Source organism: Lentilactobacillus parafarraginis DSM 18390 = JCM 14109, assembly GCF_001435895.1.
Taxonomy (GTDB): Bacteria; Bacillota; Bacilli; order Lactobacillales; family Lactobacillaceae; genus Lentilactobacillus; species Lentilactobacillus parafarraginis.
Genome location: NZ_AZFZ01000038.1, coordinates 15,100 through 29,289, shown reverse-complemented (window position 1 = coordinate 29,289; position 14,190 = coordinate 15,100). Strand labels below are relative to the sequence as shown.

The following is a 14,190-nucleotide window of genomic DNA, read 5'->3' as shown; positions in this document are numbered from 1 at the left end:
GATTTTCAAAATAGCGTTTGTCTTCAGTCTGGCTCGATCCATTATTGGGTCGAGCTTTTATTGAAAGAATGAAAAATTCGGATTTTAAGCTTCAATTAAGCTCCCCACGATATGATAAGGACAATCAAATAAGAGATGTTCAACAAACCAACTGAATTCAGTAATGGTACTGAATTCGAAAGTCACAACTTTAGCGAAAGAAGTGGTGCGATGGTCATTAACCAGTAACTCAGCAAACAAACCCAAACTTTAAGTGATTTACCCCTCAAATTAATTGCTTAAAATTCAAACGATTTCTTAACTCAACTTTATGATGAATACCCTTCAATATTCAGTATAAAATCTTCCCTCAGGTCCTGCGAAAGCGGGGCCTTTTTTGATGGGTTATTGGCGATTAAGTGGAAAGGTCATGCAGTGGGGTCCACCACCGGCTTTGAGCGTTTCAGTGGCATCCAGTTCAAATACCGTCATGCCATTTTGACGAAGGGCTTCATTGACCGAGGTATTTTGCTTGAGCGAAATCACCCGATGGTTGCCAAGGCTTTCCAAATTACAACCGTGAGCAAAAATCGCGGTTTCAGGAACGGGGATGATCTTAATATTTAACTGATCTAGGAGTTCTAAAAACGGTTTTGGGAGTCCCTGCGGATATGCGACAGCTAGATGGTCGTCCACTAAATTAAAACACATGTCCAAGTGGAGATAGTCCGGGTTAGCGGGCACCGGAAATACTTGGTAATTTAAAGCGGTGAGGGCAGATTTGATGATGTCAAAGCCAGTGGGATCGGTTCTTGCCAGCATCCCGATTGCGATAGTGTGTTCGTTCAGAAACGCGAAGTCCCCACCCTCAAAGTGGCCTTTTTTGACTTCACAAATTTTAGGGATGCCTAGTTCAGCCATGCGATGTTCATAGGCGGCCCGCTCTTCAAAGCGGATGGGCTCACGAGAGTTTCCGAGAATATAGCCTTCTTTGACACAGGCCCCAAAGTCGCGGGAAAAGATACTGTTGGGCATTGTTGGGGCAGGCGCTAGTTCGCTAACGGCCACATTGGTTTGCTGATAAATTTCGAGCAGTGATTTGAATTCCGCTTGAAGCTTTGCGGCATCTAGGGGCTGGTTAACATACTTCTTGGATATTTCGTTAATTGGGGCTGCAGTTTTTAGGTACGTCGGTGGACAGACTAAAACGTGGTGAAGTGGCGCCGTTGAATTACGAACATACATATATATTTCCTCCAAATCATACGGATGTGGTGTGAAGATCAAAGATGAAGCGAAAACTGAATGTGATTATTTCTAACATTAAAACTAATTATATTAAAAATCAAGGATTAATATAACCCGATTAAGCGGGCCTAATAGGCATCGATGTCATAAATTATTACATTAAGTTGGAATTTTAGCTTGCTATCGATCAAGAATCATCGTAAAATCACATTAACTTATTTAATTTTAATGTTCGGATGGAAACGTCCAAAGGAGATGGCGGTTTATGAAACGAGTCTTGGTATTACTTAGCAGCATTTTAATGTTCGGTGGGGTGCTGGCCGGATGTAGTTCGAATAAGGCAGACAACAGTGTGAAAACAATTCAGAACAAAAAAACGCTCGTTGTTGGAACCGCGGCTGATTATGCACCATTTGAGTTTCCAATCGTTCAAAATGGCCAGAAGAAGATTGTGGGGTATGATCTGCTGCTTTCTAAGAAAATCGCTGACAATCTGGGCGTGAAGCTGAAGATTGTTAATACAGAATTTCCGTCCCTGATTTCCGAATTACAGGATAAGAAAATCGATTTAATCTTAGCCGGAATGGTATCAACCCCACAACGTAAAAAGGCAGTGGCATTTTCCAAGAGCTATTACACCGTTAAGAATGTTCTTCTTGTTAATAAGAAAAATCAGGCTCGTTACAATACCGTTGCCAGTTTGAAGGGCCACTCGGTGGGGGCCCAACAGTCGACAACTCAAGAAACAATTACCAAGTCTCAATTGGCCGATGCAAATCCAGTGGTCGAATCCAACTTAACGAGTTTGACGACGGAGTTAAAGCAGGGCAAGCTCGCTGGCGTCGTGGTTGAAAACGCAATCGCTGATAATTATGTGAAGAGTTATCCTCATGATTACGCAATCGCTAAAGTGAAGTTAACAACCCCAAAGTCGTTCAGGTATATCAATATTGCCGCTCGTAAGAATGATAAGGCACTGGTTAAGCGGGTGAATACAGAAATCACCAAATTACAAAAGAACGGTCAGCTCAAGGAACTTTTCAAACAAGCCCAGGCATTGCAGGCCGAAAATAAGTAAATTGCTGGGAGGAATCTAGGTATGTTTGCATTTTTGCATCATTATTATCCGGTTTTTGTTCAAGGAACTGCTCAAACAATTCTGATTTCGTTCATTGGCATTTTGATTGGTATTGGACTGGGATTGTGCTTCGTGAGTTTAAGACGGTCAAAGTACCGATTGTTTCAATACATCGCTCGTTTATACATTGCGATTGTCCGGGGGACACCTTCCATGATTCAAGTCATGCTGATTTATTATGGATTATCTAAGATGATTGATATCCCACAAATTCAGTTTTTAGGCTCGGGACTTGACCGGCTGATTCCCGGATCAATCGCGCTGGGCATTAACTCAGGGGCGTACACGGCCGAAATTTTTAGATCAGGGTTAATTTCGATTCCTCGGGGCCAAACCGAGGCCGGGTTATCTTTGGGACTGAGCAACCGCACAACGTTATACGGCATCGTGATGCCACAGGCGGTTCGAAATGTGCTGCCAGCACTTGGTAACGAGTTTATTACCCTCATCAAAGAATCTTCCGTGTTGTTCTATATTGGGGTCCAGGAAGTCACTGCCCAGGCATTGGGAGTCGGGGGGACACTGTATAATTTTATTCCACCGTTGCTTGTCGCGGCCGTCATCTATTTTGTCTTGACGCAGTTAATGTCCCTGCTGGTTTCGTTGATGGAGAAACGATTAGGAAATGCCTATTTAAAGGTTCCGGAATGATGAGGAGGGCGTGTTAAATGACAAAGCATATTATTGAAGTTCAGCATCTAAAAAAGCATTTTGGCAAAAATGAAGTGCTTAAAGACATTTCATTTACAGTGAAACCGTCAGAAAAGGTTGTGATTATCGGCCCATCCGGAAGCGGTAAGAGCACTTTGCTACGATGCTTAAATCGCTTGGAAGATGATTATGATGGCCGGGTGATCTTTTATGATCAGAATATCTGTCAAGCAAAAACGACTGATTTACGGCTGATCCGTCAAAGAATGGGAATGGTATTTCAGCAGTTTAACTTATTCCCAAATAAAACGGTTCTAGAGAATATTACATTTGCTCCCATCAAGCTTAAAGTGATGACCGCTGACCAAGCCACGCAAAAAGCCCATGAACTCCTGAAACAGGTGGGACTTGATGACAAAGCAGCGGCTTATCCCCAGTCACTTTCCGGCGGGCAACAGCAGCGGGTCGCAATTGCAAGGTCTCTGGCCATGAATCCAAAGGTCCTCTTGTTTGACGAACCAACCTCGGCGCTTGACCCGGAAATGGTGGGCGATGTTTTGGGCGTCATGCAGCGGTTAGCGACGAATGGCATGACGATGATCATTGTCACTCATGAAATGATGTTCGCAAAAAAAGTTGCTGACAAAGTGTTATTTATGGACAAGGGGGTCGTGGCTGACGAGGGCACGGCAGATTATATTTTTAACCAAACCAGTAATCCCCGCACAAAAGAATTTTTGTCAAAAGTCATGCTTTCTTCTTAATCCCAATGATTAAGAAGGGAAGGTTTTGAAAAGAGGAGCGATAAATTTGAAAAAATTGATGGTCGCAACCACACAGATGGCGTGTTCCTGGGATGTGAAGCAGAATGTTCAAAAAGCCGAGGATTTAGTGAATCAAGCCGCGCAAGCGGGGGCAAAAATTGTCCTGCTTCAAGAACTATTCGAACGACAGTATTTCCCGCAGAAGCAAAAACCTGAATTTATGAATTTTGCCAGTCCTCAGGAAGATGATCTGGCGGTCAATGAGCTGAAAAAATTAGCCAAGAAATTAAAAATCGTCATCCCGGTCAGTTTCTTTGAGAAGAAAAATCAGAACCGCTACAATTCGCTGACGGTCATTGACGCAGACGGCACGATCTTAGAGACTTACCGTAAAAGTCATATTCCAGATGACGTTGGTTATGAAGAAAAATACTATTTCACGCCTGGAGATACCGGGTTTAAGGTCTGGAATACCCAATATGGCAAAATCGGTATTGGGATCTGTTGGGATCAGTGGTTCCCGGAAGCAGCCCGATGCATGGCTTTACAAGGGGCCCAGTTTATTTTTTATCCTTCAGCAATTGGGTCGGTCCCTGGTCATCCAGATATTGATTCCCGTGGACACTGGCAGCGAACCATTCAGGGGCACGCCGCAGCTAATCTGGTCCCCATTATTGTGTCCAACCGAGTTGGGCTTGAAACGATCGATGATTCCCAAATTAACTTTTATGGCTCGTCATTCATCACTGATCAGACTGGAAAGATTGTTGAACAGGCCGATGACCATTCTGAATCGGTTTTGGTCCATTCCTTCGATCTCGAAAAGATTCAAGCAACCCAAAATTCCTGGGGGTTATTCAGGGATCGCCGTCCAGATCTATACAAACCAATTCTCAGTTTAGACGGCAACGTGCGCTGAGAATCTTACAATTAAACGACCAACCCGTTATTTACCAGAGCGTTGTGCTCGGTATTTAAGAGGTTGGCCGTTTTTTGTGAAATTAGGATAGTTTGAAACAAATAAATTGTCCAAAACCAAACTAATGATTGCTAACCGGCGGTCGAAACGATTAAAATAAAAACGAGTGTTAATTTCGTTAACAAATTCAAATGAAACCGGTGATAAAGATGGGGCAAAGAAACCCGAGCTGGTCAACCCGTTGGCCTGAACGAATTAGTTACGGTCTTAGTGATGCGGCCGATAACTTAGTGTTTCAAATGATGACGACGTACCTGCTGTTTTTCTATACCGATGTCTATGGCCTGAGTCCGAGCGCCGTGGCCATTCTCTTCGTGGTTGCGCGGATTGCCGATGTAGCCGAAAGCTTTATTATTGGTGTGATGATCGACGCGACTCACTCGCGGTTTGGCAAGAGTCGGCCGTTTTTCTTATGGTATGCGGTTCCCTACGTGGTGTTTGCAATCCTGACGTTTATCACGCCCAACTTTTCGTATGGCGGCAAACTTGCCTGGGCCTACTTTACATACCTTGGGTTGGGGTTTCTCTACACGGCCGTCAACTTACCCATCACTTCGATTTTACCCACGATGTCGCAAAATTCGCGGGAACTCACCTTACTGGGTGTAATTCGGCAGTTTTTTGGCAGTTTGGTGCAAATTATTGTTGCCGTCTTTACCTTGCCGTTAGTTGCCTTTTTCGGGCATGGAAATCAGCAGGCAGGGTTCTTGGGAACCATTATTTTATTTGGCGTTATCTCACTCTTCTTGATTTTAAACACCTTCATTCACGTTCGTGAGCGGTTTGCCAATCCGAATATTGCTCACCAACCGATTAAATCGGTGTTGGCGATGATGAAGCGCAACCAACCATGGATTGTCATTTCGGTGTCGATTCTGCTTTACTGGCTGGTGACGGCCATTAAGAATCAAACCACAATCTACTACTTTAAGTATGTAATGGGTAATGAAAATTTGGTTCCATATGCCAATAGCTTTACATTTACGTCATTGATTGGCGTGCTGCTCATTATGCGGATCACCGAGACCCAAAGTAAAAAGCACACCATGATCAGCGGGATTATCACGGCGTTTATTGGTCAGGTTGTGATTGCGTTTGGCGTTTATCTAAAGATGATTGCGGTTTTATTTGGTGGGATTTTCATCAATTCAATCGGCAATGGCATTGTGATCGGGCTCGTTTCGATTATGATTGCGGATACCATTCGGTACGGCGTCAGCATGGGCGTTCAGGCTGAGGGAATTTTAGCTTCCACGGATGACTTTGGGGTCAACGTTGGCCTGGGACTTGGCGGCCTCATCACCGCCGGCTTGTTCCACGTGTCGGGATACGTTGCCAACCATACCCAGAACGCAGCGACGATTACGATGATTAATGTGAACTATGTCTGGATTCCGCTGGTTATTTATGCGGTGATGTTCTTCGTCATGCGACTGTATGATGAACGGCAAATTCTGGATCAAATTGATAATTGAGCTGATTTCGAGTGTCATTAACTGTAAAATAAAATGGGTTACTAAATGAGTGAAAGGTGGTCATCATGCCAATTCAAACTGTGTTAACGCCGGAATGGATCGAGTGGGGCAAACAGAAGTCAGCTGAAAATCCGCGTCTGGAAGGCTTCGTTGCCGGTGAGGGTGGTTTAAATCCCAAAGTTCTCTTGTTGGGAGAAGCGCCCGGTGACAAGGAGATCAAATTGGGCCACCCATTTCAAGGCCCGTCCGGAAAGGAACTGGACCGCTGGCTGGCATCGCTGGGGTTAACCCGTGAAGATGTTTACATTACCGGGGTTGTTTCCGGTCGGCCATTTTCAATTGGCAAGACTGGTCGTAAACGTGATCGGCGACCCAACAATACTGAAGTGAAAACCTGGGCACCAATGTTTGACTTTGAATTAGCCCACTTTAAGGATCGCCTGTTGATTCCGATGGGTAATGCCAGTTTGCAGCGGCTGCTGGGAAACAAGGCGAAGGTTGGTGACCTGCACGGTCAACTGATTGAACGACCCATTCAGGAATTCAATCAGAAAACCAGCGCTTTTGAATTAACGGCCACGCCACGAAAAATCTTCCCGCTTTATCATCCATCGTATTCAAAGCGGTTTAAAAATATGAAGGCGACCGTTGACCGTGATTCGGACCGGTTGAAGCAGTTACTGGACCAGATGAGCATCAAGGGGGCCAAATCATGAATCACGTGTTGTTTCAAGACGGGTATTTGATTGTTGAACCGGAAGGACTGGATAAGGTGTGGGCTTTTAAAGCCAAACTAACAATTCCAGTGGCGCATATCCGGTCATTGACGGTGGCGTCCAAGAACCAATTAAAAGCTGACGGCTACTGGCAGCACCTCCAATTGCGAGCAGGAGGATTGGGATTACCTAACAAAAAGGCCGGTAACTTTATGGATGGGACAACCGAGTCATTTGTGAATATTTCTGGCAAGGACGATATTCTATTTGCGACGCTACAAAATGACCATTACGATTACTTATTTTTGACGGTTCGGAATCCAGCGGAACTGATGAGTCAGTATCAACGACTAACTAAAATGGCTGATTAAAAAACGATTTCCCGGAAAATGGGAAATCGTTTTTTGAGGCCATTGATTGAGGGCTTTAGTATAATTCAATAATCCAGTTTTTATCCTGATCGGCGTCGTTCAGATTTCCCGGAGTTTCCAGTAAATCCGTGTTGACTTTGGCAACCTTCCCGTCGATCGGGGTGTGAATATCCTCAACGGCCTTGGCACCTTCAAACGAAAAGATTTCGTCCCCCGCCTTCACTTCGCTGAGATTTTTCGGAAACGACGCAAATGAAATCTGGCCGATTTGGCTGCGGGCCTCATCGTTTAGTCCAATCCGGGTGTGGCCATCCGCCGTTTTTTCCTGCCATAAAAATTTTGAGTCGTCGATGATACTTGCCATTTTAATCATCCTTTCTGCTGGGTTTCTTGATAGTCATGATTAACCATAAGATCGGCCATTTCCGCTGGGGTCACCTGACCGATATTATCAGTGAGGTTGCTTAGAGAAAAGGCCTCTTCAAGGTTGGCTTGCTTAAATGGGGTGCCGGTAATCCGTTTCTCAATTTCCGCGAGGTTTCCATTCGGCTTATTAAAGTCGCCGAAAATTTTGGCGTGGGTGATAATGCCGTTATTGACGGAAAAACTCATCTCAATTGTGCCGACCCCATCAAAGTGGTTCGAATGGAAATAGTCATCGTCCAGGCGCTCCCCCATGGTCCACGAGTCGTCATTATACCGCGTCCCCATGAGACGCTTGATTGTCTGCCAATCCTGATCAGTCAGGGTGTAGCGCGGTACGTCGGCGACATCATCGACCTGAAAGACTTCCTTTAAGATCAGTTCGAGCACTTCATCAACGGTGATGTTGCGGTACTGCTCGCTGAAGTACGGCCGCAAATTAGTGACGCGGCTGTGAACTGATTTGACGCCCTTTGATGCCAGTTTGGACTTTGGCGGGCGCAAAGCTTCTGACGCCGCGTCCAAATCGACATCAATCATCAGCGTTCCGCCAACGTAGAACCGGTTGCCCTCCTTGAAGGTTGCCATGCCGGAAAATTTCTTACCATCCACGGTCAGGTCGTTTCGCCCGCTCAACTGCGCGTTAACTCCGAGCCGGCGCAGGACGTTGATGACTGGCGTGGCGTACTTCTTGAAATTCATGTAGTTGGTGCCGTCGTCGGTATCGACAAATGAATAGGTCAGGTTGCCGGCATCCACATAGACGGCCCCGCCACCGCCGGCCCGCCGGGTAACCTGAATGTTGTGGGCCTTAATATAATCCAGATTTAACTCTGAATAAACATTTTGATTGGCCCCGATAATGACGTTGGGTTTGAGCGGGCGGGCCCAACTGAACAGCGCGTCGTGAAATTGGTCGCTGGTAATCAGGTAACGGGAGGCACTCTCGAAAACGGTTGGCGCCCCTTCATATTTTGAATTCAACATATCCACGTATAACAAGCAATCACTCCCTAAAAGACACGAATGGTGAAATTGGTTTAAGAAACCGCTTACGCGAATAAGTATAGCATTGACGAGCCAAACAAAAAACGAAACCGCACCGGCGGGGAGTTGCTATTCCTAGTCCGGAGTACTAATCTTAATATTAGGTTTCAAATCAATTATGACTTAATCGATTACATAAATGGGGGTAACAAAATGAAGCGGCATTTGTTAACGGCGTCAGCCTGGCTGGCGGTATTTGTTTTGGGATTGGCACTGTTTATAAACTTTACCAGCAGTCGGGGAGTTTCTGCTCAGGATCACGCGATTAGTAAAACAGTTAATTGGCGCCAACCATCAGAATCTCAGGCATATCCAAATCTAAAGAAGTACAAACACGTTTGGATCTATGTCAGCACCAAGCAGCAGAAAGTTTATTTCCACGGCAACGGGCACGTCATCTATACAATGATCTGCTCAACCGGCAAGCCATCGTCACCAACACCAAAGGGAACCTACCACATTCAAGCGCAACGGGGGTTGTCCTTCTATAATGCGGCTTCCGGTGAGGGCGCTCACTACTGGGTTTCCTGGAAGGGTCACGGGATTTATCTGTTCCACAGTGTTCCGGTTAACCGTAGCGGCAAATACATTCCTTCCGAAGCTGAAAAGTTAGGCACACCGGCATCGCACGGATGCGTGCGGTTGACGGTTGCGGATGCCCACTGGGTTTATCAGCACGTGCCGTATGGGATGAAAGTTGTGATTAAATAAATTGGATTGAAAAAGGCGTTTCATCTCGATGCACCGCAATGGGGCCAATCGAGATTGGAACGTCTTTTTGTGACCCTTATGATATCAGTAAGTGATGGTAACCTCCGTCAATAAAAGAAGGATAGTCGCGGATCGTCATTTCAGCGGAATTACGGCATATTCCAAAATGTAATAAATGATACGACCAGCATTAATGAAGAAAGCAGGAACACCACAAGCAAAAAAGTATTCGGGCGTTTGTGCTTAAATAACAGGACGATAATCCAGATGAGTGAAATGATAAAAAATGGAAAACTAATAAGAGACAATGATCGCACTTCCTTGGTTTTGGATTAGTGTTTATCTGAGAACTGTTTTTGCCAAATAAATCAACTATTCAGTATTCTTGAACAAATAGGGGACGTTTTGAGTTGATGGCGTGTCGGTCCCAAAAAAACTTGGAGAGATTTTCTAATAGTCCCATTAGGAACTTGAAATTATTATTGGTGCGTTTTATACTTAAACAACCTAATGATAAGAAGGTGGTTCTTTCCATGACAAGAAGTTTCATTGTAAGTACGACAACCGGGATTCTAATTTCACTTGCAATTGTGTGGTATCTATTAACAGAGTCCAATCCATCCTACGGGTTAGTAATTCTTGGTGGGGCCATTGCGACGGTTTCAGTTGGGATGGCGATTGCTGAAATAATCACTGGAACTTTTCAATTCTATAAGGAGCATCAATGATCGATGGGCCAATTACGAAAACAAATTGCGTTCAGGAGAAAAACGTCGTTACTTTTTAGATATTCATTTGATTCTGCGATGGGCTTGGTCACATGCTTGATGATTCAATTTGGATTTGAATTATTAAATTTGGAATCTCCCAGCAAGAGTTTGGGAAACTTTGTCATTGATACTTTGATTTGGGCAGCTCCGTTAATTGTGATTGGTCTAATAATCGATGTCTTTTCAGGATCTCAGGATTAATAGGCTAACAATAATCACCACGAAGCGGGTTGTAAGATTAAAGTGAACCCTCGGTAAAAGTAGCCATCAAACACTAAAGGGGATCACCCAAAACCAACTATTTTGGATGATCCCCTTAATTTTGAAAGCAACCGTCCCTGTTTCACATTCCGTGATCAAGTAAACGGTCGTTCATTAGTACAACTCTACCAGCCAATTCTTTCCCCGATCAGCGCTATTAACCAAGTGGGGTTGGTAGCGCACTTCTGTATGGAACTTAATGACCTGCCCGCTGTCCGGGGCGTGAAGGACGGTACTGTCACTCACGGTGTTGGGACTTTCGATGTTCAGAAAGTCTTGACCATCGTGGATTTCAGGACCATCCGTTAAAAAGCGAACGGACGAAATTTCACCAAATTCTTCTCGAGCGGCATCGTTAAAGCCAATCAGCGTGTGACCGTCATTGGTCCGCGCCTTCCAGAAGTATCTCGAATCATCAATTGTATCAGCCATGGTAATCATCCTTTCATGGTGGGTTCATTAAGTCTATTATCGGTCTCAGAGTAAAAATAAGATAGTCTAACCGGCATTTATTTGCGAAAAAGATTGGGTTCCGTCATTCGGCGCCCAATCTTTTTGTTATAACGAATGCATTAATTATAGTTTAAATTACCGAATATCCAGCGGCTGCTTGCTGGTTGGCTTTGGAAAGGCCTTATTTAAGGCGGTCAAGTCGTCATCGGTTAATTGAATGTTGGCGGCGTTAACGTTGTCAACCGCGTGCTTGGGGTCACCGGATTGCGGAATGGCCAGCGTATTGCCATCACGAATGGCAAAGGCCAGCAGGATTTGCCAAGGCGTTGCGTTGTGAGCAGCAGCCACCTGTTTGACGGCGGGGTTGCTAATCATGTTACCGCGTTCGTCACCGGCACCAACTGGCGTATAGGCGATAAACGGAATCTTTTGATCGCGCTGCCATGGTAGGAGGCTGTATTCAACACCGCGACTGCTGAGATTGTACAAATCTTCGTTAGCCGCTACTTGGTTGCCGCCCGGTAAGTCCAGTAGCTCTTCCATATCTGGTAAGTCAAAGTTGGAGACACCCCAATATTTGATTTTTCCTGTCTTTTGAAGCTGCTGAAGGGTTTCGACGGTTTCACTTAACGGAACCGCACCGCGCCAATGGTATAAATAAAGATCGATGTAGTCGGTCCCCAGTAATTTCAAACTGGTATCCAGGCTATGGGGCATCCGGTCAGCAGAGGCGTTGGATGGCAGGACCTTGTCGATGATAAACAGTTTTTGACGATCCAAATCCCGAATTGCTTCACCAACCAGGCTTTCACTGCGGCCGTTGCCATACATTTCTGCGGTATCAATAACCGTTGCGCCGGCATCGATTCCGGCCTGAATTGCCTTGATTTCTTTTCCTCGGATAGCAGCATGATCGCCCATGTGCCAAGTTCCCAGGCCAATCGCTGGGACGTTTCTGTCACCAAGATGTAATTCTCGCATAAAAAACGAAGCCTCCTCATTATCTAATAACAGTAACTAAAAGAGATTTCGGCAAGTAATGTGCGTCCATCTACGGCGAAAAGCCGCCTGTTAGTTATTATAGGAGTCGTTAAGGGGATATTCAATTACTAACTGATTATTTTCAACTTTCAAGCCAGTCAAATAGATTTTGAGCAGCCGCCAGCGGAACGTAGCGGATTTCGACCAGTTCGTTATGGTTACCATGGCGCACGTTGACCCGTAAATGGGCCAAGTGTGTCCGCTTCATCCAAATGGACTGAACCAGAATGAATGACTGGACGTTTTTCCTGGGAATCAGGAACTGGGTGCGGGTAAACCAATGACCGTTCTGCAATAGTATCTGATCGGCGATGGTTTGCCAGCCGGTATTTTGGGCGGAGTAGAAGCCCAGAAAGAAGCTAAAGAGCAGAAGCGGCAGGCTTAACAGTCCCCAAAGATGAAAGAAATAGAGGCAGACCAAAATTGGAATCAGGGACCAGAACATGGCGTTTCGAATGAAGTAATACCGGTTTGCGTGGGGCAGACGGGTGAGTGGGACCAACTGCGTTGGCGACCAGGGAATAAACGTCGCCAGGTGCGGGAAAACCTGATCATTCTTGATAACTGGCAGGACCATCATATCGTTGCCCTTATCCTCATCACCCGCCGAGGAAGCGGCGAGGGCCTGCACCGTTGAAAGCTTGGCCCACTGACGCAGAACGTTTTGCTTGATGCGCAGTGCCTGAATTCGATTGACGGGGATGGTGACCGATTTTCGTTGAAACAACCCCTGATAGGTTTTTAACTGACCGCTTTGCGCGTGAAGCGTGAACCGGTAGTACTTTTGGACGATCGACAGGTATGATCCGATAATTGCCAAAATTACAATCAGAACAACGATGACGCTGATAATAATGAGTGACTGTTGAACGAGTTCCTTGGTTACCGTATCAATGAACTTTTGGGGGATGTAATCCTGAATTTTACCGTAAACCGCGCCCAAAACACCAATCAGTGGAAAGACGCCAAAGGAGGTCACCGCAAAAATATTCAAATCGTGAGGATTGATTTCGTATTGAGGTGCGGTCTGCTTAGCTTCATCAGATGCCGGTATTTCAGAAGGCGTCAAGTTGGTTGAGTCCGACCGCTTCGCCAGTCGTTTACGTTCAATTTCTTCACGAACCGTCTCGGAAACCAGCGGCAAAACCACTTCTGGCCGTTTGTTTTCGTGGCCGGCGGTTTCGATTCGCAGCATTTCCAGTTTCAGTGGTTTTAAGAAAAACCACTGGCTGCGCTGGATTGTTTGAATGCGGCTATACGGGATGTGAGTGTGGCGTTTGACGATGATTCCGGAATTGACGGTGACCATGTCGTCGCCAATTTGAAACGTAAAATAATAGAACTTCAGCAGCACCCAGCCAGCGACAAAGATCGCGAAGCCAATCAGGAATGCCGTGCCGTTGACGTGGACGCGATTGAGACCGGCTCGAACGGGACTGAACAGAATGATTGCCCAGATACCCCAGTTAATGATACCGCGATAAACGTAATAGATGAGGGCGAAGGGATGTAAATGTTGTTTCTGATCAGACGTCATGATCCTGCACCTCCACGGCCATTTTCATAATCTGCTGGCGCAGCTGTTCGGCAACGTTGGGGGTCAGCCCGTCAATCTTATGGGAAGTGGATGCGGTTGTGATTTCAACCGACTGGAGCTTTTGGGATTGTAAGATGGGGCCCGCCGAAAGGGTGACGTCCTGAACCCGGGCAATTGGAATCGACACCAGCTTATTGAAGATATAGCCGGATTGAAGTTTCACGGCATCGGCGGTCAGCTCGTAGCGCCAAAACGCATACCGGTAAGGAACTAAAATTAGTTCGGCGGTTAGGTCGATGACGGCCAACCCCATAAAGCTAATTCCCGGCCACAGCAGCCACTTCCATGCAAATAATGTCGCCGCCAGATAGCCGCCAAGCCCAATGACCAGTAAAATGATAAATGTGAATCCTGCTGAAAGCCGCCAAACGACTTTGATACGTTGCGGCAAATGGTGTCCTTCTATCAATGATGCGCCTTCTCTCTGAGTGGGGAAATCGGTCAACTGCTATATCATATAGTGTACAAAGGGATTATCAATAATGTTAATAAGCATTATGGCAATCGTTGTGGACATGATCATGTGAATCGCGTTATACTAGCTTGTCTGCACTATTTCAAATTAC

Annotated in this window: 16 protein-coding genes; 9 read left to right on the top strand and 7 right to left on the bottom strand. The window is 45.6% G+C overall.

The window, feature by feature from the left end:
* Positions 1-384 precede the first annotated feature (384 nt).
* Positions 385-1,224, bottom strand: coding sequence for a dimethylarginine dimethylaminohydrolase family protein (locus tag FD47_RS09370; protein ID WP_054735145.1), 840 nt, complete (start codon positions 1,222-1,224; stop codon positions 385-387).
* A gap of 268 nt (positions 1,225-1,492) precedes the next feature.
* On the opposite strand from FD47_RS09370, the gene FD47_RS09365 reads away from it, so the two are divergent.
* The 7 genes from FD47_RS09365 (at position 1,493) to FD47_RS09335 (ending at position 7,321) form a co-directional block, all read left to right on the top strand.
* Positions 1,493-2,305: a transporter substrate-binding domain-containing protein gene (locus tag FD47_RS09365; protein WP_054735149.1), complete on the top strand. Its 813-nt coding sequence runs from the start codon at positions 1,493-1,495 to the stop codon at positions 2,303-2,305.
* Positions 2,306-2,326: 21 nt separating this feature from the next.
* Positions 2,327-3,016 carry an amino acid ABC transporter permease gene (locus tag FD47_RS09360; RefSeq protein WP_054735154.1) on the top strand — a complete coding sequence of 230 codons (690 nt, stop codon included), beginning with the start codon at positions 2,327-2,329 and terminating at the stop codon, positions 3,014-3,016.
* A gap of 17 nt (positions 3,017-3,033) precedes the next feature.
* Complete coding sequence (locus FD47_RS09355) at positions 3,034-3,780, top strand: amino acid ABC transporter ATP-binding protein (RefSeq protein WP_054735155.1); 747 nt, start codon at positions 3,034-3,036, stop codon at positions 3,778-3,780.
* 46 nt (positions 3,781-3,826) lie between these two features.
* Complete coding sequence (aguB, locus tag FD47_RS09350) at positions 3,827-4,699, top strand: N-carbamoylputrescine amidase (RefSeq protein ID WP_056980580.1); 873 nt, start codon at positions 3,827-3,829, stop codon at positions 4,697-4,699.
* A 209-nt stretch (positions 4,700-4,908) separates the two neighbouring features.
* A complete protein-coding gene (locus FD47_RS09345) occupies positions 4,909-6,234 on the top strand; it encodes an MFS transporter (RefSeq protein WP_054735162.1) in 1,326 nt (441 codons plus the stop codon).
* Between the two features lie 65 nt (positions 6,235-6,299).
* The gene (locus tag FD47_RS09340; protein ID WP_054735165.1) at positions 6,300-6,950 is read left to right on the top strand and encodes a uracil-DNA glycosylase; all 651 of its coding nucleotides are present in this window, start codon (positions 6,300-6,302) and stop codon (positions 6,948-6,950) included.
* On the top strand, positions 6,947-7,321 hold the full coding sequence (locus FD47_RS09335; RefSeq protein WP_054735168.1) for a hypothetical protein: 375 nt from the start codon (positions 6,947-6,949) through the stop codon (positions 7,319-7,321). The genes FD47_RS09340 and FD47_RS09335 overlap by 4 nt, the downstream gene beginning before the upstream one ends.
* Positions 7,322-7,376: 55 nt before the next feature.
* Here FD47_RS09335 and FD47_RS09330 read toward each other — a convergent pair whose 3' ends face one another.
* Entirely contained in the window at positions 7,377-7,694 is a 318-nt protein-coding gene (locus FD47_RS09330; protein ID WP_082402635.1) for a glycine cleavage system H family protein, read from the bottom strand.
* On the bottom strand, positions 7,691-8,731 hold the full coding sequence (locus tag FD47_RS09325) for a lipoate--protein ligase (RefSeq protein WP_054735226.1): 1,041 nt from the start codon (positions 8,729-8,731) through the stop codon (positions 7,691-7,693). Before FD47_RS09325 ends, FD47_RS09330 begins: the two co-directional genes overlap by 4 nt.
* 213 nt (positions 8,732-8,944) lie before the next feature.
* Here FD47_RS09325 and FD47_RS09320 point away from each other — a divergent pair, with 213 nt between their 5' ends.
* Both FD47_RS09320 and FD47_RS09315 read left to right on the top strand, forming a co-directional pair.
* Positions 8,945-9,502 carry a L,D-transpeptidase gene (locus tag FD47_RS09320; RefSeq protein WP_054735171.1) on the top strand — a complete coding sequence of 186 codons (558 nt, stop codon included), beginning with the start codon at positions 8,945-8,947 and terminating at the stop codon, positions 9,500-9,502.
* Between the two features lie 533 nt (positions 9,503-10,035).
* Positions 10,036-10,230 (top strand): hypothetical protein, encoded by a 195-nt coding sequence (locus FD47_RS09315; RefSeq protein WP_054735175.1) that lies wholly within the window; start codon positions 10,036-10,038, stop codon positions 10,228-10,230.
* Between the two features lie 417 nt (positions 10,231-10,647).
* On the opposite strand, the gene FD47_RS09305 is transcribed toward FD47_RS09315, so the two are convergent.
* From FD47_RS09305 to FD47_RS09290, 4 genes are all read right to left on the bottom strand, one after another.
* The gene (locus FD47_RS09305) at positions 10,648-10,965 is read right to left on the bottom strand and encodes a glycine cleavage system H family protein (protein ID WP_225425048.1); all 318 of its coding nucleotides are present in this window, start codon (positions 10,963-10,965) and stop codon (positions 10,648-10,650) included.
* Between the two features lie 156 nt (positions 10,966-11,121).
* Positions 11,122-11,967 carry an aldo/keto reductase gene (locus tag FD47_RS09300; RefSeq protein ID WP_056980579.1) on the bottom strand — a complete coding sequence of 282 codons (846 nt, stop codon included), beginning with the start codon at positions 11,965-11,967 and terminating at the stop codon, positions 11,122-11,124.
* 142 nt (positions 11,968-12,109) lie between these two features.
* Positions 12,110-13,564 carry a PH domain-containing protein gene (locus FD47_RS09295; protein WP_054735180.1) on the bottom strand — a complete coding sequence of 485 codons (1,455 nt, stop codon included), beginning with the start codon at positions 13,562-13,564 and terminating at the stop codon, positions 12,110-12,112.
* Positions 13,554-14,033, bottom strand: coding sequence for a PH domain-containing protein (locus FD47_RS09290; protein WP_054735183.1), 480 nt, complete (start codon positions 14,031-14,033; stop codon positions 13,554-13,556). The genes FD47_RS09295 and FD47_RS09290 overlap by 11 nt, the downstream gene beginning before the upstream one ends.
* Between the last annotated feature and the right edge of the window lie 157 nt (positions 14,034-14,190).